The organism is Mitsuaria sp. GD03876 (genome assembly GCF_029840635.1).
GTDB lineage: Bacteria > Pseudomonadota > Gammaproteobacteria > Burkholderiales > Burkholderiaceae_C > Roseateles.
On record NZ_JAOCCU010000028.1, the window covers coordinates 38,237 to 57,920 of the forward strand.

At 71.4% G+C, this 19,684-nt stretch carries 13 protein-coding genes and 1 pseudogene; 9 read left to right on the top strand and 5 right to left on the bottom strand.

The window, feature by feature from the left end; translation table 11 throughout:
* Window positions 1-9: 9 nt before the first annotated feature.
* A complete protein-coding gene (locus N5D62_RS17815; protein ID WP_279759210.1) occupies window positions 10-3,951 on the bottom strand; it encodes a PEP-CTERM sorting domain-containing protein in 3,942 nt (1,313 codons plus the stop codon).
* Window positions 3,952-4,156: 205 nt separating this feature from the next.
* On the opposite strand from N5D62_RS17815, the gene N5D62_RS17820 reads away from it, so the two are divergent.
* From N5D62_RS17820 to N5D62_RS17835, 4 genes and pseudogenes are all read left to right on the top strand, one after another.
* Window positions 4,157-4,783 (top strand): ANTAR domain-containing protein, encoded by a 627-nt coding sequence (locus N5D62_RS17820; RefSeq protein WP_279759211.1) that lies wholly within the window; start codon window positions 4,157-4,159, stop codon window positions 4,781-4,783.
* A gap of 273 nt (window positions 4,784-5,056) precedes the next feature.
* Window positions 5,057-6,280, top strand: a complete 1,224-nt coding sequence (locus N5D62_RS17825; protein WP_279759212.1) for a CmpA/NrtA family ABC transporter substrate-binding protein — start codon at window positions 5,057-5,059, stop codon at window positions 6,278-6,280.
* Window positions 6,277-7,065, top strand: coding sequence for a nitrate ABC transporter permease (gene ntrB / locus N5D62_RS17830; RefSeq protein ID WP_279759213.1), 789 nt, complete (start codon window positions 6,277-6,279; stop codon window positions 7,063-7,065). The genes N5D62_RS17825 and ntrB overlap by 4 nt, the downstream gene beginning before the upstream one ends.
* Window positions 7,066-7,088: 23 nt before the next feature.
* A pseudogene (locus tag N5D62_RS17835) lies at window positions 7,089-7,871 on the top strand (ABC transporter ATP-binding protein); the annotation flags it as partial.
* Between the two features lie 155 nt (window positions 7,872-8,026).
* On the opposite strand, the gene N5D62_RS17840 reads toward N5D62_RS17835, so the two are convergent.
* On the bottom strand, window positions 8,027-9,322 hold the full coding sequence (locus tag N5D62_RS17840) for a type IV pili methyl-accepting chemotaxis transducer N-terminal domain-containing protein (RefSeq protein ID WP_279759214.1): 1,296 nt from the start codon (window positions 9,320-9,322) through the stop codon (window positions 8,027-8,029).
* A 301-nt stretch (window positions 9,323-9,623) separates the two neighbouring features.
* On the opposite strand from N5D62_RS17840, the gene N5D62_RS17845 reads away from it, so the two are divergent.
* Genes N5D62_RS17845 through cobA form a run of 5 tightly spaced genes read left to right on the top strand, consistent with a single transcriptional unit; the run spans window position 9,624 to window position 17,667 of the window.
* Window positions 9,624-10,970 carry an MFS transporter gene (locus N5D62_RS17845; RefSeq protein ID WP_279759215.1) on the top strand — a complete coding sequence of 449 codons (1,347 nt, stop codon included), beginning with the start codon at window positions 9,624-9,626 and terminating at the stop codon, window positions 10,968-10,970.
* Complete coding sequence (gene nirB / locus N5D62_RS17850; RefSeq protein WP_279759216.1) at window positions 10,967-13,501, top strand: nitrite reductase large subunit NirB; 2,535 nt, start codon at window positions 10,967-10,969, stop codon at window positions 13,499-13,501. Before N5D62_RS17845 ends, nirB begins: the two co-directional genes overlap by 4 nt.
* Window positions 13,502-13,524: 23 nt before the next feature.
* Window positions 13,525-13,905 (top strand): nitrite reductase small subunit NirD, encoded by a 381-nt coding sequence (gene nirD / locus N5D62_RS17855; protein WP_279759217.1) that lies wholly within the window; start codon window positions 13,525-13,527, stop codon window positions 13,903-13,905.
* Between the two features lie 13 nt (window positions 13,906-13,918).
* Window positions 13,919-16,720, top strand: a complete 2,802-nt coding sequence (locus tag N5D62_RS17860) for a nitrate reductase (RefSeq protein ID WP_279759218.1) — start codon at window positions 13,919-13,921, stop codon at window positions 16,718-16,720.
* A complete protein-coding gene (gene cobA, locus N5D62_RS17865; protein ID WP_279759219.1) occupies window positions 16,717-17,667 on the top strand; it encodes a uroporphyrinogen-III C-methyltransferase in 951 nt (316 codons plus the stop codon). Before N5D62_RS17860 ends, cobA begins: the two co-directional genes overlap by 4 nt.
* On the opposite strand, the gene N5D62_RS17870 is transcribed toward cobA, so the two are convergent.
* From N5D62_RS17870 to N5D62_RS17880, 3 genes are all read right to left on the bottom strand, one after another.
* Complete coding sequence (locus tag N5D62_RS17870; protein ID WP_279759220.1) at window positions 17,609-17,956, bottom strand: HigA family addiction module antitoxin; 348 nt, start codon at window positions 17,954-17,956, stop codon at window positions 17,609-17,611. The two genes, cobA and N5D62_RS17870, sit on opposite strands and share 59 nt — an antisense overlap.
* Window positions 17,957-17,986: 30 nt before the next feature.
* Window positions 17,987-18,268 carry a type II toxin-antitoxin system RelE/ParE family toxin gene (locus tag N5D62_RS17875; protein ID WP_279759221.1) on the bottom strand — a complete coding sequence of 94 codons (282 nt, stop codon included), beginning with the start codon at window positions 18,266-18,268 and terminating at the stop codon, window positions 17,987-17,989.
* A gap of 212 nt (window positions 18,269-18,480) precedes the next feature.
* Window positions 18,481-19,653, bottom strand: a complete 1,173-nt coding sequence (locus tag N5D62_RS17880; protein ID WP_279759222.1) for a YbfB/YjiJ family MFS transporter — start codon at window positions 19,651-19,653, stop codon at window positions 18,481-18,483.
* Window positions 19,654-19,684 lie beyond the last annotated feature (31 nt).

A 19,684-nucleotide genomic window follows, 5' to 3' on the forward strand; every position in this document is an offset into this window, starting at 1 on the left:
CGGCCGGGCTCAGTCCCGGCGGCGGCGCGAGACGGCGCCGAGCAGCCCGAGCCCGGCCGCCATCAGCGCCCAGGTCCCAGGCTCGGGCACCGGCGCGGCGAAGGCGCTCGCGTAGTTCACGCCGGTGGCGCTCAGCGCGGTGAAGGCGGTGACGGCCTGGCCGTTGGCGTCGGTGATGGCGCTGATGCCTTCCCAGGTCAGCGAGTGGGAGAACGTCGACCACGCCTGCGCCGAGCCGGTCACGCCGCTGTCGTCGCGGCCGGCGATGAAAACGTAGGCGTTGATCGCCATGCCGAGCTGGAGCTCGATCGGCTGGCCGAAGACGAAGGACACGCTCAGCGTGTGCCAGCCCAGGCCGGCGCCGGAGGTCTCGTCGACGATGCCGCCGGCGTCGAGGTAGCGGGTAGCGCGGCCGGTCAGGTGCGTCTCGCCCGCGGCGGGCGCGACACCCTGCGCGACCAAGCCGGCGTGGTAGTCCCAGCCAGCGCGGATGCCGAGGTCGGCGGTGGCGCTCGGCCCGGTCAACGCGCCGTCGATGCCGATCGTGCCGTCGATGTGCACGCGCGCCGTCAGCGTGCCGGTGGCGCCGTCCTGGCAGCCGGGGCAGCGGATGACGAACTGGTCGCTGATGAACCCGCCCGGCGAGACCCAGGCGCTGCTGAAGCCGTCCGCCGTGGTCGAGTCGACGGACACCGACGTGGTGGCCGCGGCCTGGACGCGGCCGTAGTTGACGAGCGCCGTGCCGTCGGCGTCGAGCCGCGTGGTCGTCGTCGCGGAGCTCGATCCGGTGTGGATGCGATAGGACGCCTCGGTCCCGAGCGGAACTTCGTCGGACCAGAAGTCGCGGCCCGTCAGCGACGGGTCGTAGGCGCGCACGGTGACGCCGGCGCTGTACTGCAGCGGCAGCAACGGCGGCGTGTCCGCCAGCGCCGGCCCGCCCGCGGCGAGCAGCGCCGCCATCGCCAGGGCTTGCGAGCGGGCGCGGCGCCGCGCCAGCGCGCCGATCAGCGCGAGTCCGCCGGCCATCAGCGCCCAAGTGGAAGGCTCGGGGATCGCCGCCATCGAGCGCGCGTAGTCGATGCCATCGCTGTTGAACGCGGTGAACGCGTCGATCCGCTGGCCGGCCGCATTGGTGACCGAGGTGATCCCGTCCCACGCGAAGGTGTGGGTGAAGTCGACGAAGGACGCGCCGTACATCGTGCCGGCGACGCCGCCGGGCGCGGCCTGCAGGTCCACGGTCGTGTACGCGTGGGCCGACCAGGACATGTCGATGGGGCGGCCGAACTCGAATTCCAGCCGCAGCTCATACGCGCCCGTGCCGTTCATGCTCAGGTCCTGGACGACGGTGTCGTTGACCATCGTGCGGCTCTGCCAGGCGAGGAAGCTGGCGTAGCCGGCGCCCGGGTACTCCTCGACGCCCTCGGCGCGCATCTGGAACGTGGTCTGCCAGTTGCCGGCCATCGTGCGCGTGCCCACGGCGTCGTTGAAGTGGCCCGACTCGTCCACCGCGAACTGGTTCTGGCCGAAGCCGCCGTCGATCCGCAGGCGGAAGGTCATCTCGCCGCGCGTGCCGGCCGCGCAGCCGCCGCACTGGATGATGAAGCTGTCGACCAGCGTCGCGGTCGAGGTGCTGAAGCTGAGGATGCTCGGCGGCGCTCCGCCGCCCTGGTTGTGGGCGGTGGCCTCCGAGCCGAAGCTCAGCAGCCCGTATCCGGCGTAGGACCGGGCGCCGCTGTCCGCGGTCTGGTTGGCGCCGGGGACCGCATCGGTCAGGCTAGACGTCGCCGAGTTGCCGATCGGCTGGTACGCGCCCACCAGGCTGGGCGTGCCCTGGTTGTTCTTCGTCGCCGTCCGGCCGAAGGCATCGGCGCCGGCGGAGAACTCCGCCGCGCCCGCGGCGCCCGCCCCGAGCGCCAGCGTCAGCGCGGCCACGGTGCCCGCGCGGCGTGACCCGCGCGAGCGGCGCGCGCGGCCGCGCGCGAACGCGCCCAGCAGCGCCAGGCCGGCGGCCATCAGGCCCCAGGTCGACGGCTCGGGCACGACGGCCAGCGAGCGCGCGTAGTCGATGCCGTCGCTGTTGAGCGCGGTGAAGCCGGTGACCACGTTGCCGGCGGCGTCGACCACGCTGCCGATCCCGTCCCACGCGAAGCTGTGCGAGAAGTCCGCGAACGAGGCGGCGGCCAGCGATCCGCCGGTGGCCGCCTCGGGCCGCAGGTCGGCGGAGGCGGAGACGCTGGCGAGCCACTCGAGGTGGATCGGCCGGCCGAACTCGAACTCCAGCTGGAAGTCGTACACGCCGGTGCCCTCGCGGTTGCCGCCGGCGACGACGGTGTCGTTCACCTTGGCCAGGAAGTCGTACGCGTTCAGCGCCAGCGTGCCGGGGCCGGGAAAGTCCATCGCGACGCCCTCGGCCCGCATCGACAGGCTGGTGGACCAGTAGTACTGCGTGGTGCGCACGCCGCCGTCGGGATTGGGCTGCCCGCCCGCGTCGGTCGAGGCGTTGCTCAGGCCGACGTCGCCGAGCACCAGCGCGCGCAGGCTCATCGTGCCGCGCGTGCCGTCGACGCAGGTGTCGCAACGGATGATGAAGCTGTCGGTCAGCGAGGCGCTCGCGGAAGCCTCGGCATGCGCGCCCGGCTGCGCGCCGGTGGACTGCTGCAGCGTCTGCGCGCGCGCCGCGAGGGACAGGTGGCCGTAGCTCGCGCGGGCCAGCGCGCTGGCGGTGACGTCCTGCGAGACGCCGGACACCGCGTCCGTCAGCGAGATGCTCGCGGACCCGGCGATCGGCGAGGTGCCGGAGAGGTCGCCGGAGGACCGCTGGTCGCTCTTCGTGGCGGTGTTGCCCGACACGCCGGCGCCGGCGGTGAAGTCCGCGGCCGAGACGTTGGCACCGGCCAGCGACAACCCCGCGGCCAGCAGCAGCGCCGACTTCCGTCGACGCGCGAGGGCGCCCAGCGCCGCCAGGCCGCCCAGCATCAGCGCCCAGGCGCCGGGCTCGGGCACGACCTGCAGGATGGGCACTTCCAGCGAGCGCGCGTAGTCCACGCCGACGTTGTTGAACGCGGTGAACGCGTCGACCTGCTGCCCGTCGGCGGTCGACACGCCGGTGATGCCGTCCCAGTACATCTTCCCGTAGGCGCTGACCAGGTCGACGTTGGACTGGAAGGTGCTGGTCTGGTCCTCGCCGGAGAACACGCCGCCGAGCACCGCCGCGCGCAGGCTCATGTCGACGTGGATCGGCTGGCCGAAGACGAACTGGATCGACAGCTCCTGCAGCCCGGCCGAGACGCGCGGGCTTTCCTCGACGTGGCGCACCCCGTTGCGCTCGGTCTCGAGGAAGTAGTAGTCCATGCCCAGCCGGCCGGGGTTGGGCGGCGCGGGCTGGTCGGGCGGGAAGGGGTCCGGCACGCCGTCGGCGTGCATCTGGAAGTTGGTCGACCAGTTGATGTCGGCGACGTAGCCGCTCAGCGCGGTGCCGGGCGACACGGTCGAAAGTTCGCGCACGCCGATGCCGCCCCAGTAGACGCGGAACGACAGGTTGCCGATCGAGCCGGCGGTGCAGGCGGCGCAGTTGATGACGAAGCTGTCGCTCATCGCGTTCGTCGATTCGGCGTGCAGGTAGGTGCTCTGGTTCGGGTACCGGGTCGCCATGCCGGTGAAGCCGAAGCTCGCCGAAACCACCTGGCCGTAGGTGGTCAATCCGCCGCCGCCGAGTTCCGCCCAGCCGGTGGCGGGCAAGCCGTCGGGCACGGCGAGGCCCTGGAGGTAGAACAGCGGGCTGTCCGGCCGCACCGCGCCGCTCCAACTGTTGGCGTCGCTCACGCCTGGCACGGCCATCTGGTACTGGTAGCCGGCGGTGAAGGTGGTGGCGGCGAGGGCGGGCCCCATCGCGGGACCGGTCAGCAGCGCGCTCAGCATCGCCAGCGCGGACAGGCGGAGGAACGGACGCATGGCAGTCTCCCTGCGCGGCGTGGGCGCCGCTTTGCCCGCGACGGTACGGCCAAGCGCCATTTCCCGCGGCCCCCTCTTGGGAGGACCGTGGGCACGCCGCTTGCGCCGGCGCGGGAACGGCGCTTGCTCTTGCCCTTCGCGCGCGGCGATGCGGCGATGCGGCGATGCGGCGAGGGCAAGGCATGGAACTTGCGCGAGCCCTGGCGTGAAGCCGCCGCCCGCCCCCGACGCCAGCCCGCCGCCCGCCCATGCCGGGCTGCGCGTGCTGCTGATCGACGACGGCGCGCACCGCGTCGACCTGCTGCGCGACGAACTGGTGCGCCAGGGCTGCGAGGTCGTCGGCGTGATCGAGCAGGCGACGCTGATCCACGACTGCGTGCTGCGTCTGCGGCCCGACGTCGTCATCGTCGACGCCGAATCCCCGACCCGCGACACGCTGGAGAACCTGGCCACGCTGTCGGCGCGGATGCCGCGGCCGATCGTCGTCTTCGCCGAGGACGAGGACCGCGCCCCGATGCGCCGCGCGCTGCAGGCGGGCGTCAGCGCCTATGTCGTGGCGGGCCTGCAGGCGCAGCGGCTGGCGCCGGTGCTGCATGTGGCGATCGCGCGTTTCGAGCAAGACCTCGCGCTGCGCGAGGAGCTCAGCAAGGCGCAGGCGCAACTTGCCTCGCGCAAGCTCGTCGACAAGGCCAAGGGCATCCTGATGCGCGAGCAGGGCCTGGACGAGGACGCGGCCTACCAGCGCCTGCGCAAGCTCGCGATGGACCGGGGCGAGGCGCTCGCGCAGGTCGCGCGGCGCGTCATCGACGCGCACGAGCTGCTGCGCGGCTGAAACGGGGCGCCGCGCCGGGCCGTGCACCGCGACGGCGCATCGATGCCGCCAGACAGTGCGCGACGAGCGCGCGCCGGTGGATTTCCCGCTGGCACGCTTCCTGCGAAGTCCTCCGCGTGCTCCCGCAACGGCGTGGGGGCCGATGAAGATGTTGGGACAAAGGCGTCCGACCGGTTTCGCGCAGCGCGCGGGACGGTCGTGGCGCCTTTTTGTTTTTCCGCTGGGGTTTTCCGCTGGAGGTCTTGAATGCAACACGGTTCCAAGGAGGGTCTGATGAGCGCTGAGCGTCGCAAGCTGCTCGCCACCGGCGCGGCGCTGGGCGGCCTGTCCGCGCTGCCAGGCGGGGGCGCGTTCGCCGCGGGCTCCGACAAGCCGGAGAAGGAGGAGGTCCGCATCGGCTTCATCCCGCTGACCGACTGCGCGTCGGTGGTGATGGCCGCGGCGCTGGGCTTCGACAAGAAGTACGGCATCAGGATCGTGCCGACCAAGGAGGCCTCCTGGGCCGGCGTGCGCGACAAGCTCGTCAACGGCGAGCTCGACATGGCGCATGTGCTCTACGGCCTGGTCTACGGCGTGCACCTCGGCGTGGCCGGTCCGAAGAAGGACATGGCGGTGCTGATGACGCTGAACAACAACGGGCAGGCGATCACGCTGTCGAAGAAGCTGGCCGAGGCCGGCGCGGTGGATGTCGCGTCGCTGGCGGCGGTAATGAAGAAGGACAAGCGCGAGTACACCTTCGCGCAGACCTTCCCGACCGGCACGCATGCGATGTGGCTCTACTACTGGCTGGCCGCGGCGGGCGTGAACCCGATGAAGGACGCCAAGGTGATCACCGTGCCGCCGCCGCAGATGGTGGCCAACATGCGGGTGGGCAACATGGACGGCTTCTGCGTCGGCGAGCCCTGGAACCACCGCGCCATCATCGACGGCATCGGCATCACCGCCGCGACCACGCAGGACATCTGGAAGGACCATCCGGAGAAGGTGCTCGGCACCACCGGCGACTTCGTGAAGAAGTATCCGAACACGGCGCGCGCCGTCGTGATGGCGGTGCTGGAGGCGGGCCGCTGGATCGACGCCAGCCTGTCCAACAAGCAGAAGATGGCCGAGACGATCGCCGACAAGGCCTACGTCAACACCAGCGTCGACGCGATCAACCAGCGCATCCTGGGCCGGTACCAGAACGGCCTGGGCAGGACCTGGGACGATCCCAACCACATGAAGTTCTTCAACGACGGCCAGGTCAACTTCCCCTGGCTGTCCGACGGCATGTGGTTCCTGACCCAGCACAAGCGCTGGGGCCTGCTCAAGGAACATCCGGACTACCTCGGCGTCGCGCGCCAGGTCAACCAGGTCGAGCTGTACCGGCAGGCGGCCGCGGCGCTCGGCGTGTCGGCGCCCAAGGAGACGATGCGATCGACCAAGCTGTTCGACGGCGTCGTCTGGGACGGCAAGGACCCGGCGAAGTACGCCGACGGCTTCAAGGTCCGCGCATGAACGCCGCCGCCTTCGACGCGCGCGCCGCCTGGATGCGGGTGCTGCCGCCGCTGGCCGGGCTGGGCCTGCTGTGGCTGGTCTGGTTCGTCGCCACGCTCAAGGGTGGCGCGTTCCCGACGCCGGGCCAGACCTGGGAGGCGGCGGTCAAGCTGTTCGCCGATCCCTTCTATCGCAACGGGCCCAACGACCAGGGCATCGGCTGGAACGTGCTGAACTCGCTGCAGCGCGTGGGGCTGGGCTTCGGGCTGGCGGCCGCGGTGGGCATCCCGCTGGGCTTCCTGATCGGCCGCTTCGAATTCGCGAGCCGCATGCTGTCGCCGCTGATCAGCCTGCTCAAGCCGGTCTCGCCGCTGGCCTGGCTGCCGATCGGGCTGCTGGTGTTCAAGAGCGCCAACCCGGCGGCGATCTGGACCATCTTCATCTGCTCGATCTGGCCGATGGTGGTGAACACGGCCGTCGGCGTGCAGCGCGTGCCGCAGGACTACCTGAACGTCGCGCGGGTGCTGCGGCTGTCGGAGTGGAAGCTGGTGACGCGCATCCTGTTCCCCGCCGTGCTGCCCTACATGCTGACCGGCGTGCGGCTGTCCGTGGGCACCGCGTGGCTGGTGATCGTCGCGGCGGAGATGCTGACCGGCGGCGTCGGCATCGGCTTCTGGGTCTGGGACGAGTGGAACAACCTCAACGTCCGCCACATCCTGGTCGCGATCTTCGTGATCGGCATCGTGGGCCTGCTGCTCGAGGCGGCCCTGATGGCGCTGGCCCGGCGCTTCTCCTTCGACGACTGAACGACCCCTGACCGGAGATTCCGATGAGCACTCCCTTCATCCGCGTGCAGCAGGCCGAGATGGTGTTCTCGACGCGCAAGGGCCAGTTCCACGCGTTGCGCGAGATCGACCTGGACATCGCCAAGGGCGAGTTCGTGACGCTGATCGGCCATTCGGGCTGCGGCAAGTCGACGCTGCTGAATCTGGTCGCCGGGCTGCTGCGGCCCACCGGCGGCGCGCTGCTGTGCGACGGCCGCGAGATCGCCGGGCCGGGGCCGGAGCGGGCGGTGGTGTTCCAGAACCATTCGTTGCTGCCGTGGCTGACCTGCTTCGACAACGTGCTGCTGGCGGTGGAGTCGGTCTTCGGCGGGCGCGAGCTGCGGCCGCGGTTGATGGCCCGCGTGGAGGACGCGCTGCACCTGGTCGGGATGAGCCATGCGATGTTCAAGCGGCCGCATGAGATCTCGGGCGGCATGAAGCAGCGGGTGGGCATCGCGCGGGCGCTGGCGATGGCGCCGAAGGTGCTGCTGATGGACGAGCCCTTCGGCGCGTTGGACGCGCTGACCCGGGCGCACCTGCAGGACGAGCTGATGAAGATCGTCGCGGCGACGCAGAGCACCGTGGTCATGGTCACGCATGACGTGGACGAGGCGGTGTTGCTGTCGGACCGGATCGTGATGATGACCAACGGGCCGGCGGCGACGATCGGCGACATCCTGCCAGTGAGGCTGGCGCGGCCGCGGGACCGCGTCGCGCTGGCGGAGGACGCGGACTACGCGCATGCGCGCAAGGCGGTCATCGATTTCCTCTACACACGGCACCGGCATGCCGAGGCGAAGGTCCCGGTGGACCGGGCGGATCGCGCGACCCTCACCCCGACCCTCTCCCGCAATGCGGGAGAGGGAGAGCGTGAGGGCGTATCGCCTCGGCGCGAGGTGGCTCCCTCTCCCGCACCGCGGGAGAGGGCGGGGGTGAGGGTCTCCTAGCCGAGGATGATCTGAAGACTCTGCTGGTAGTGCCCGGTCAGCAGGTCGAGCCGGTCCAGCAGCACCTCGCTGCTGCGGGCCAGGCCGCCGGCGGCCTCGCGGCCATGGGCATCGCGCAGGCTGCGCATCAGCCGAAGCCACTCGGCGCCCACCTCGGCCAGCAATGACCGGATCGCGTCGCTGGACAGCGGCGACGCCTCCAGCTCCGCCAGCCCGGCCGCGAAGCGGTCCAGGCTGTCGAGCAGCACCGCCGGGTCGCGTCCCGGCAGCAGGTCGGCCAGCAGCGCGTCCTTGGCCAGCCGCTGGCTCAGCATGCGTTGGCGGCCGCACAGGTTGACGACGTGCAGCGGCTTGCCGCCGCCGCTGCCGGCGATCGCCGCGGCCAGCGCGTCGGAATGCGTCAGCAGGTCCTCCGCGGCCGCGTCGGCGGCGGCGAGCGACTCGGCGCTCGGTTTGCCGCCCAGCAGTGGCTCCAGGCGCCGCCACGCGCCCAGGACCGAGGCGAGTCCCGCCGCGTCGGCCGGCAGCGGCGGCAGCAGTCCCGGCAGCCGCGACAGGTTGGCGGCCACGCGCGCGCAGGATTCGTCCTGCAGGGTCTTCGCGCGCTTGGCCTCGATGCCGGCGGCGCGTTGCGCCATCAGCTTGACCAGCCGCTGGCTCAGCATGCGCTGCTGGCCGGCGACGTTGACCGCCTCCGCCAGCTGCGCCGACTGCACCACCGAGCGCGCCACCTCGCCCAGCCGCAGGTGCGCGTGCATCGCGGCGTCGCGCAGCAGCCGGAACGCGCTGTCCTCGTCCAGGTCGCGCGCGGCCATCAGCAGGCCCTTCGCGCGTTCGGTCCACTTGCGGTCGTCCAACTGCGCCCGCAGCGCCGCGAAGCGCCCCGCCTGCCAGGCGGCCCAGCGCAGCTGGCGGCGCAACGCGTCGGGCGCCGGCTCCGTTTCCAGCAGCACCTGCAGGCCCAGCGCCATTGCGCGCTGTTGCAGCGCCGCCGGCACGTCCGCCGCGTCGGGCACGAGGCCGACGCCGGGCAGCGCCAGGCCGGCGGCCTCGAGCGCGTTCAGCCAGGCCTCCAGCCGGTCCGCGCCGGCGTGGAGCACGACCGCGTCGGCGGCCTGTTCTTGTGCGGCGCGCACCAAGCTGTCGCGTCCGGGCTGGTGCACCGATGCCGCGATCCAGTGCGGCACCGGACCGGTGCCCATCGGATCGGCGCCCAGCCACAGCACGCGACGGGGCAGCGCGTCGTCGTCATCGGAGGGCGGAACGGCAGACCTGGCGGCGGGCTCGGACATGGGCGCGACAGAGGGAAATGGCGGCGTTGGCGTTGCACGAACCGGGCCGGTCCGCGACGCGCCGCAGCATAAGGCCACCGATCCGCGCCGACGTCATTTCGATGGCCCTCGCCGTTCTGGCACGCGACTTGCGAAGGCTCCGGTGCGGCGCAATGGCGCGCCGCGCCCTCGCGGGGCTCCGGCCTCGCGGTCTTCGTGCCGGGTCGCTCGCGATTCCGGCGCCTCATCCGATGAAAGGCCTCGCCGAGCCCGGTGCTCGACGCGGCCTTTTTGCGTTTCGAGCCCCCACCAGCAACTCGCCATGGCCTCCTTCCGCGTCTTCCTGCGTTCCGGCCACGCCCCGACCCTCGGCGCGGCGTTCCTCTACTTCGCCTTCTCGTGCTGCATCTGGGTGCTGAACGGCGCGCTCGCGCCCTTCATCAGCGAGGCCTACCAGCTCACCGCCGCGCAGAAGGGCCTGATGCTGTCGATCCCGATCATGGCGGGCGCGCTGATGCGCTTCCCGCTGGGCGTGCTGTCGCAGTACATCGGCCGCAAGAACGCGACGCTGGTCGAGATGGCGCTGATCGCCGTGGCGATGGGCTACGGCTACGTGATGGTGGACAGCTACGGCGACCTGCTCGCGATGGGGGTGCTGCTGGGCATCGCGGGCGCGAGCTTCGGCGTGGCGATGTCGCTGGGCTCGGGCTGGTATCCGCCGAAGTACAAGGGCCTGGCGATGGGCCTGGTCGGCGCGGGCAACGTCGGCACCGCGGTGTCGGTGCTGGTGGCGCCACCGCTGGCGCAGTGGCTGGGCTGGCAGTCGGTCTACGCGATCGCCGCCGGCGCGATCGCGCTGCCGATGGCGGTGATGGTCGTCTTCGCCAAGGAGCCGCCCGACGTCGACACCCACGCCGGCCTGCGCGCCCATGTCGCCTGCCTGTTCGAGAAGGACGGCTGGGCCTTCAGCCTGATCTACGCGGTGACCTTCGGCGGCTTCATCGGGCTGACGACCTTCCTGCCGACCTACTACCACGACCAGTTCGGCGTCTCCAAGGTCGCGGCCGGGCAACTGACGATGCTCGCGGCCTTCATGGGCGCGGCGGTGCGGGTGGCCGGCGGCGCGCTGTCGGACCGCTGGGGCGGTGTGCACGCGCTGACCGTGGTGCTGGCGGTGGTGACGGTCACGCTGCTGCTGATCGGCCCCGCCAACGGCTCGCTGGTGCTGACGACGGTGCTGCTGGTCGCGTGCTTCGCGGCGCTGGGCGCCGGCAACGGCGCGCTGTTCCAGCTGGTGCCGCTGCGCTGGCCGGCGGCCACCGCGGTGGCGGGTTCCATGATCGGCGAGATCGGCGCGCTGGGCGGCGGCGCGGTGCCCAACCTGATGGGCTGGTCCAAGCAATGGGCCGGGACCTACGCCTGGGGATTCGCCGCCTTCGCCGTGTTCTCGCTGGCGATGCTGGGCCTGCTGCGCGTGATGCAGGCCCGCTGGACCCGCACCTGGGTCGGCGCCGGCGGCCGCGCGCATCCGGTCGCGGCCGAGGCGGCCCCGGCCTCGCCCATCGCCGATCCGCTGCCTTCCCTCCCTCTCCCGCTGGCGGGAGAAGGCCGGGGTGAGGGCCGTCCGGCCACCTCGATCCCCGCATTCCGCCTGGAGCGCTCCGCATGAAGAAGATGAAGCTGGTGATGGTGGGCAACGGCATGGCCGGCGTCCGCACCCTGGAAGAGCTGCTGAAGATCTCCCCCGACCTGTACGACATCACCGTCTTCGGGTCCGAGCGGCATCCCAACTACAACCGCATCCTGCTCAGCCCGGTGCTGGCCGGCGAGCAGACGCTGGACGAGATCATCCTCAACCCGCTGAGCTGGTACGAGGAGCACGGCATCACGCTGCACCTGGGCAAGACGGTCACGCGCATCGACCGCGTGAAGCGCCAGGTCGTCGCCGACGACGGCACCGTGGCCGACTACGACCGGCTGCTGATCGCCACCGGCTCCAACCCGTTCATCCTGCCGGTGCCCGGCAAGGAGCTGGACGGGGTGATCGGCTACCGCGACATCACCGACACCAACACGATGATCGAGGCGGCCACGAAGTACCGGCACGCGGTCGTCATCGGCGGCGGGCTGCTGGGCCTCGAGGCGGCCAACGGCCTGATGCTGCGCGGCATGCAGGTGACGGTGGTGCACATCGCCGGCTGGCTGATGGAACGCCAGCTCGACGACCAGGCCGGCGACCTGCTGCGCAAGTCGCTGCAGGAGCGCGGTCTGCGCTTCCGCATGGGCGCGCAGACCGAGGCGCTGATCGGCGACAAGGACGGGCGGGTGATGGCGGTCCGCTTCAAGGACGGCGAGGAGATCCCCGCCGACCTCGTCGTGATGGCCGCCGGCATCCGCCCCAACACCGCGCTGGCGGAAAGCGCCGGCCTGCATTGCCACCGCGGCGTGGTCGTGACCGACACGCTGCAGACGGTGACCGATCCCCGCATCTACGCCGTCGGCGAATGCGCCGCGCACCGCGGCATCGCCTACGGGCTGGTGGCGCCGCTGTTCGAGCAGGGCAAGGTCTGCGCCAACCACTTGGCGCAGTTCGGCATCGGCCGCTACCTCGGCAGCCAGACCAGCACCAAGTTGAAGGTCACCGGCATCGACCTGTTCTCCGCCGGCGACTTCATGGGCGGCGAGGGCACCGAGGAGATCGTGATGAGCGATCCCTTCGCCGGCGTCTACAAGAAGCTCGTCATCCGCAACGACCAGCTGGTCGGTGCCTGCCTGTACGGCGACACCGTCGACGGCAGCTGGTACTTCAAGCTGCTGCGCGAGGGCCGCAAGATCGGCGACCTGCGCGACAAGCTGATGTTCGGCGAGAGCAACATCGGCGACGTCGGCCACCAGGGCCACAACAAGGCCGCCGCGATGGCCGACAGCGACGAGGTCTGCGGCTGCAACGGCGTGACCAAGGGCGCCGTGTGCAAGGCGATCAAGGACAAAGGCCTGTTCACGCTGGAGGAGGTGCGCAAGCACACCAAGGCCAGCGCGAGCTGCGGCTCCTGCACCGGGCTGGTGGAACAGCTGCTGATGTTCACCGCCGGCGGCGACTACTCGGCCACGCCGAAGAAGAAGGCGGTGTGCGGCTGCACCGAGCTGAGCCACCAGGAGGTGCGCGACGCGATCTTCAAGGAACACCTGACGACGCTGGCCGGCGTCTACGAGCGGCTGAACTGGAAGTCGCCCAACGGCTGCGCCACCTGCCGGCCGGCGCTGAACTACTACCTGATCTCGTCCTGGCCGAAGGAGGCCGTGGACGATCCGCAATCGCGCTTCATCAACGAGCGCAGTCACGCGAATATCCAGAAAGACGGGACCTACTCGGTGATCCCGCGGATGTGGGGCGGGGAGACAACCGCCGATGAGCTGCGTCGGATCGCCGACGCCGTCGACAAGTACAAGATCCCGACCGTCAAGGTGACGGGCGGCCAGCGGATCGACCTGCTGGGCGTGCGAAAAGAGGATCTGGTCGACGTCTGGCGCGACATCGGCATGCCCAGCGGGCATGCCTACGCCAAGGCGCTGCGCACGGTGAAGACCTGCGTCGGCTCCGAGTGGTGCCGCATGGGCACGCAGGACAGCACGCAGATGGGCAAGGACCTGGAGCGCGCGATGTGGCGCATGTACGCGCCGCACAAGGTCAAGTTCGCCGTCAGCGGCTGCCCGCGCAACTGCGCCGAGGCCGGCATCAAGGACGTCGGGATCATCGGCGTCGATTCCGGCTGGGAGATGTATGTCGGCGGCAACGGCGGCATCAAGACCGAGGTCGCGCACTTCCTGGTCAAGCTCAAGACCGCCGAGGAGGTCATGGAATACACCGGCGCGTTCATGCAGCTCTACCGCAAGGAGGGCTGGTACCTGGAGCGCACCGTGCACTACATCGCCCGCGTCGGGCTGGACCACGTCAAGCAGCGGATCCTGGAGGACCACGAGGGCCGCAAGGCGCTGTGGGCGGAGCTGCAGTTCGCGCTGGACGGCGAGCCGGACCCGTGGTTCGAGTTCGCGAAGGCACAGGTCGACGTGCGCCAGTTCGAGCCGGTCGCGACGCTCGCCCCCGCGACGTCCGCCGCGACGTCCGCCGCGACCTCCACCGCGCCGGCCGGCGCCGGTCCGTCGACCGTGCTCGCGGCGCCGCGCCGCGATCCGATCTGATCTCCTTCGTTGCCGAGGCCCCCATGTCCCATTGGATTGCCGTCTGTTCCGTCACCGACATCCCCGTGCTCGGCTCACGCCGCGTGGCGCGCGCGCAGGGACCGCAGGTCGCGCTGTTCCGCACCGCGGACGACCGCGTGCATGCGCTGCTGGACCGCTGCCCCCACAAGGCCGGGCCGCTGAGCCAGGGCATCGTGTTCGGCAACGCGGTCGCGTGCCCGCTGCACAACTGGACGATCGCGCTGGAGAACGGCTGCGCGCGCGAGCCCGACGAGGGCCGCACGCCGGTGTTCCAGGTCAAGGTCGAGGACGGCGTCGTGCTGCTGGACCGGCAGGAGCTCGACACCGTCGGCATCGACCTGCCGCCGGTGATGGCCGGCCCCTGCACCCGCGTCGCCTGCTGAGCGGAGGCGATCGATGGCCGAGACGCGTTCGACCTGCCCGTACTGCGGCGTCGGCTGCGGCGTGCTGATCGAGACGGCGGGCGAGGGCGCGCAGGCGCGCGTCGTCGGCGTGCGCGGCGATCCGGCGCATCCGGCCAACTTCGGCCGGCTGTGCACCAAGGGTTCCACGCTGCACCTGACGGCGACGCCGCTGGTGCGGGAGCAGCAGCGGCTGCTGCGGCCGGCCTGGCGGCCCACCCGCGACGAGCCGCTCCAGCCGCAGGACTGGGACACGACCACGCAGCGCATCGCCGACCAGCTGCTGGCGATCCGCGCGCAGCACGGGCCGGACGCGATCGGCTTCTACATCTCCGGGCAGCTGCTGACCGAGGACTACCACGCGTTCAACAAGCTGGCGCGCGGGCTGGTCGGCACCAACAACATCGACAGCAACTCGCGGCTGTGCATGAGCTCGGCGGTGGTCGGCTACAAGCAGTCGCTCGGCGCCGACGCGCCGCCCGCCTGCTACGAAGACCTGGAGCGCACGGACTGCCTGTTCATCGCCGGCTCCAACACGGCCTGGGCGCATCCGATCCTGTTCCGCCGCATCGAGGCCGCCCATCAGGCGCGGCCGGAGATGAAGATCGTCGTCGTCGATCCGCGCCGCACCGAGACGGCGGAGTTCGCCGACCTGCACCTGGCGCTGAAGCCGGGCAGCGACGTCGCGCTGTTCCACGGGATGCTGCACGCGGCGATCTGGGAGGGCTGGATCGACGCGGCCTTCATCGAGGCGCACACCGCGGGTTTCGCCGCGCTGAAGGCGCTGGTCCGCACGATGACGCCGAGCGAATCGGCGCGGCTCACCGGGCTGCGCGAGGACCAGATCCTGCAGGCGGCGCAGTGGTTCGCGCAGTCGCCGTCGACGCTGTCGCTGTACTGCATGGGCCTGAACCAGAGCAGCAGCGGCGCGGCGAAGAACACCGCGCTGATCAACCTCCATCTGGCCACGGGCCAGATCGGGCGGGCGGGGGCGGGGCCGTTCTCGCTGACCGGCCAGCCCAACGCGATGGGCGGGCGCGAGAGCGGCGGCATGGCCACGCTGCTGCCCGGTCACCGCGATCCAGGCAACGCCGCGCACCGCGAGGAAGTGGCCGCGCTGTGGGGCGTCGACGCGATGCCGGAGCGGCCCGGGAAGACGGCGGTCGAGCTGTTCCAGGCGGCGGCGCGCGGCGAGCTCAAGGCGCTGTGGATCGCCTGCACGAATCCGGCGCAGTCGATGCCCGACCAGGCGCTGGTGCGCGAGGCGCTGGCGCGTTGCGAGCTGGTGATCCTGCAGGAGGCCTTCGCGGGCACGGCGACGGCGGAGTTTGCCGATGTCGTGCTGCCGGCGACGACGTGGGCGGAGAAGGACGGCACCGTCACCAACAGCGAGCGGCGCATCAGCCGGGTCCGCGCGGTGCTGCCGCCGGCCGGCGAGGCGCGCGCGGACTGGCGCATCGTGCGGGACGTGGCGCGGCGCCTCGAGGCGGTGCTGCGCCCGGGGCGGGAGAGCCTGTTCGCCTGGGAGCGGCCGGAGCAGCCGTGGCTGGAGCATCGCGAGGCGACGCGCGGGCGGGACCTCGACATCGGCGGGCTGAGCTACGGGATGCTCGAGGACGCGCCGCGGCAATGGCCGTGGCCCGAGGGTGCTTCCGGCGGGCGGGAGCGGCTGTACGAGGACCGCGTGTTCGCCCATGCCGACGGCCGGGCGCGCTTCATCGCCAAGGCGTTCCAGCCGCCGGCGGAGACGCAGGACGCGGCGTTCCCGCTGGCCTTGAACACGGGAAGGCTGCGCGACCAGTGGCACGGCATGAGCCGCAGCGGCACGGTCGCGCGGCTCTTCGCCGGCGAGCCGGCGCCGGCCCTGTCGATGCATCCGCAGGACATCGCGCGGCGCGGGCTGGAGGCCGGCGCGCTGGTGCGGGTGCGGTCGCGGCGCGGGCCGCTGATCGTGCCGTTGCGCGCGGACGAGAGCGTCGGCCCGCAGCGCGCCTGGCTGCCGATGCACTGGGGCAGCGAGTTCCTCGGCGGGCGCGGCCAGCTGGGCATCAACGCGCTGACGCAGCCGGCGTATTGCCCGGACGCGCGGCAGCCGGAGCTGAAATTCGCCGCGGTCGCGGTCGAGGCGGTGAGCTTGCCCTGGCGGGTGGTCGGCGCGGCCTGGGTACGGCCGGGCGAAGGCGCCGCGCTGCGCGCGCAGCTGCGGGTGCTGATGGACCAGGCCGACTACGCCTGCTGCCTGCCGGGCCCGGCGCAGGATGCGCTCGAGGGCTGGAGCCTGGAGCTGGCGTTCGCCGAGCCGCCGCCTGCGCCGGTGGTGCAGGCCTTGTCGACGGTGCTGCAACTCAATGGCGTCGGCGTGCTGCGCTACGCGGATGGGCGGCGCGGCCGCAGCCGTTTCCTGCGGCTGGATGGCGAAGGCGCGCAGGCGCGGCTGCAGGCGGTGTTGCGGGTCGGCGAGGGCGCGGAAGGCGCGTGGCTCGATGCGCTGTGGCGGGAGCGCGCGCCGGTCGCGCCCTTCGGGCGACGGCTGCTGGCGCCGGACGCGGAACAGCCCGCGGTGGCGGCCAGTCCGCAGGTCTGCAATTGCTTCAACGTCCGCGAGGACGCGATCGCGGCCTGCCTGACGCGGCTGCCCGACGGCGCGCCGGACGCGCGGCTCGCGGCGCTGCAAGGCGAGTTGCGGTGCGGCACGCAATGCGGCTCGTGCCTGCCGGCGCTGCGCCGGATGGTCCAGAACGTTCCGCCGGCCGCCGTGGCGGCGCCGGCTTCGAAGGCAGTGAAGGAAGCGACATGACCTCCCACGATGATCGTTCCGAGATGGCGCCGATGGCTGGTCGACGCCTCGGCGCCGACCGACCCCGCGACACCCACGGCGCGGCGCGTGCGCCGAGTGACGCGGTGCTTCGCGCGGGCGCGCGGGTCCCGTGCGTCGCGCTGGTCGGCGCCGGGCCGGGCGATCCCGAGTTGCTGACGGTGAAGGCGTTCAAGCGCTTGCAGGAGGCGGAGGTCGTGCTGACGGACGACCTCGTCGACGCGCGCGTGCTGGCGTGCCTGCCGGCGTCGGCACGGGTGCTGCGGGTCGGCAAGCGCGGCGGGTGCGTGTCGACGGAACAGCGCTTCATCCATGAGCTGATGATCCGAGAGGCGCGTGCCGGCGCGCGCGTCGTGCGGCTGAAGGGCGGGGATCCGTTCGTGTTCGGGCGTGGCGGCGAGGAGGTCGACGCGCTGCGGGAGGCGGGGATCGACGTCGAGGTGATCAATGGGTTGTCGGCCGGCCTGGCGGCGCCAGCGTCGGTGGGCGTGCCGGTGACGGACCGGCGCTGCACGCCGGGGGTGGCCTTCGTGACGGGCCACAACGGCGAGCACGGCATCGCGCCGGACTGGGCGGCGCTGGCGCGCAGCCGGCTGACGCTGGTGGTCTACATGGGCCTGGCGCGCGCGGCGGAGATCGCGGCGGCGCTGACGGCGGGCGGGCTCGACGCGGCGACGCCAGCGGTGATCGTCAGCGCGGCGCACACGCCTCGCCAGCGCGAATGCTTCACGACGCTGGCCGACCTGCCGGCCGCGATCGCGCGCGAGGGGCTGCCGAGCCCGGCGCTGCTGGTGATCGGCGAGGTGGTGGCGTTGTCGCCGCGGTGGCGGGAGGAGGCGGGGTTGGAGGTGGCGATGGAGCGGAGCGAGTTCACGCCGCCAGCGCGTCGACTTCCTCGACCAACTGATCGCCATGCATTTGCAGGATGACCTCGATGTCGTACTGCGCCTGGAGGTTGAGCCAGAACCTGGGATCGACGCCGAACGCGAGTCCGAGTCGGACGGCGGTGTCCGCGGAGATCGAGCGCAGGCCGGCGCAGATCTCGTCGATGCGGCGCTGCTGCACGCCGATCGCCTTGGCCACGCGATAACGCGTCAGTCCGAGCGGCTCGATGAACTCGGACATCAGGATGCTGCCTGGATGGACCGGATCGAGGCGACGTCCCGTCGTGATGTCGCTGAAGTCGATCTGGTTCAGCCTGTTGCGTGGAATGCTCATGTCTTCGTTCCGTGCTTGGTGTCGCTGGCGTCAGTGATAGTCGGCCACCTCGACGTCCGTGGCGATACCGTCCTTCCATCGGAAACAGATGCGCCACTGGCGGTTGACGCGGAGGCTCCATTGACCCCGGCGGTCGCCTTTGAGCAACTCCAGTCGATTGCCTGGAGGAAAACGCAAGGTGTCGATTGAAGGCGCCGCATCGATGGCGCGCATCTTCTGACGGCAGAGCTGCTGAAGGTCGCGCGCCATGCCTCGAACTTCCCGACCGTCGAAGATCGCCGCCGTGCGCTTGTCGGCAAAGCTGTCGATCATTTTAGTATCGGTTCGCGATACTAGTCACGCAAGAGATGGTCTCTTGATGACGCGGCATCGCTTGCCTCCGCAGGGATTGAGAGGCAATCAGCCTACGGGCGCGCGATCAGGGTTCGGCTCGAAGTGGATGCCAAATCGCTCCACGGTTGCGCCGGATCAACAGGTCCCTCAATCCGGAGGAGGTCGTGTTGCTCGGGCGCCCCACTGGGGGATCACGCGTCGCCGCCGCGTTCCAGGCTGCGTAGCCTGAGCATGATCAGCATGCCGACGGCGAGCACCGCCGCGGTCAGCCAGGGCGAGGCGAGGTAGCTCCCGCTGGCTTGCGCCATCGCGCCGGCGAGCGCCGGCGCGGTGACCTGCGCGACGCCGTAGCTGAGCGTCAGGCGCGCCATCGCCTTGCCGGGGTTGCCGGGCGAGCGCCGGCCCACGAGCGCGAGCGTCAGGCTCACCAGGCCGATGAAGGTGGCGCCGTAAAGCACCGCGCCAGCCAGCGCCGCGGGCAGGCTGCCCGAGAGCGCCGGCAGCACCACGCCGACGATCTGCAGCGCGAAGGCTGCGAGCAGCGCGTTCAGGTCGCCGAGGCGGCGCGCGACGCGGTCCCACAGGAACACGGCGGGCGTCGCGGCGAGGCCCACCAGCAGCCAGGCCCATGGGCCCTTGCCGTGGAGCAGCGGCTGGCGTTCGACGATGGCGACGGTGAAGGTGGCGCTGATGACGAAGCCCCAGCCGGCGCAGAAGTAGCCGGCGATCATCCAGCGCATCCATCGGGTGCTGGGAGCACCGGCTGCGAGCGCGACGGTCACCGGCGGCGGGACGGGCGGACGCCACCACCAGGTCAGCACCAGCAACGGCACGCCGATGACGACGAAGCCCCACCAGTGGCCGGCCCAGTCGAGCGCGAGCCGGTCCATCGCCATCGCGCCGAGCGCCGACACGACGATGCCCAGCCCCAGGCCCATGAAGTGAACGCCGAGTTCGGGGCGCTTGCCGGCGCGCATCAGGAAGCCGAGCACCAGGCCGGAGCCCAGCAGCATGCCGGCGGCACCGCTCAGGCCGCCGAGGTAGCGCGACAGCGCCCACAGCGCGAGGTTGGGCGCCAGCGGCATCAGCGCGGTCGCGACGAGGCCGAGCAACATGCCCCAGAAGTACAGGCGCGATCGCCAGCGCGGGTCGTCGATGAGCGCGGCGAGCACCGCGCCGCTCATGTAGCCGGCGTAGTTGATCGCCGCGAGCGTGCCGCCCATCGCGTCGCCGAGGCCGGCCTGCTGCTGCATCAACGGCAGCACCGGCGTGTACGCGAAGCGCGCCAGGCCGATGCTGAGGATCAGGCCGGCGATGCCGCCGGTCGACACCTGCCAGGTGCGGAGGAGGGGGGCATCACGCATGACGGCGTTACGCGGCCAGAGCGCCGATTCG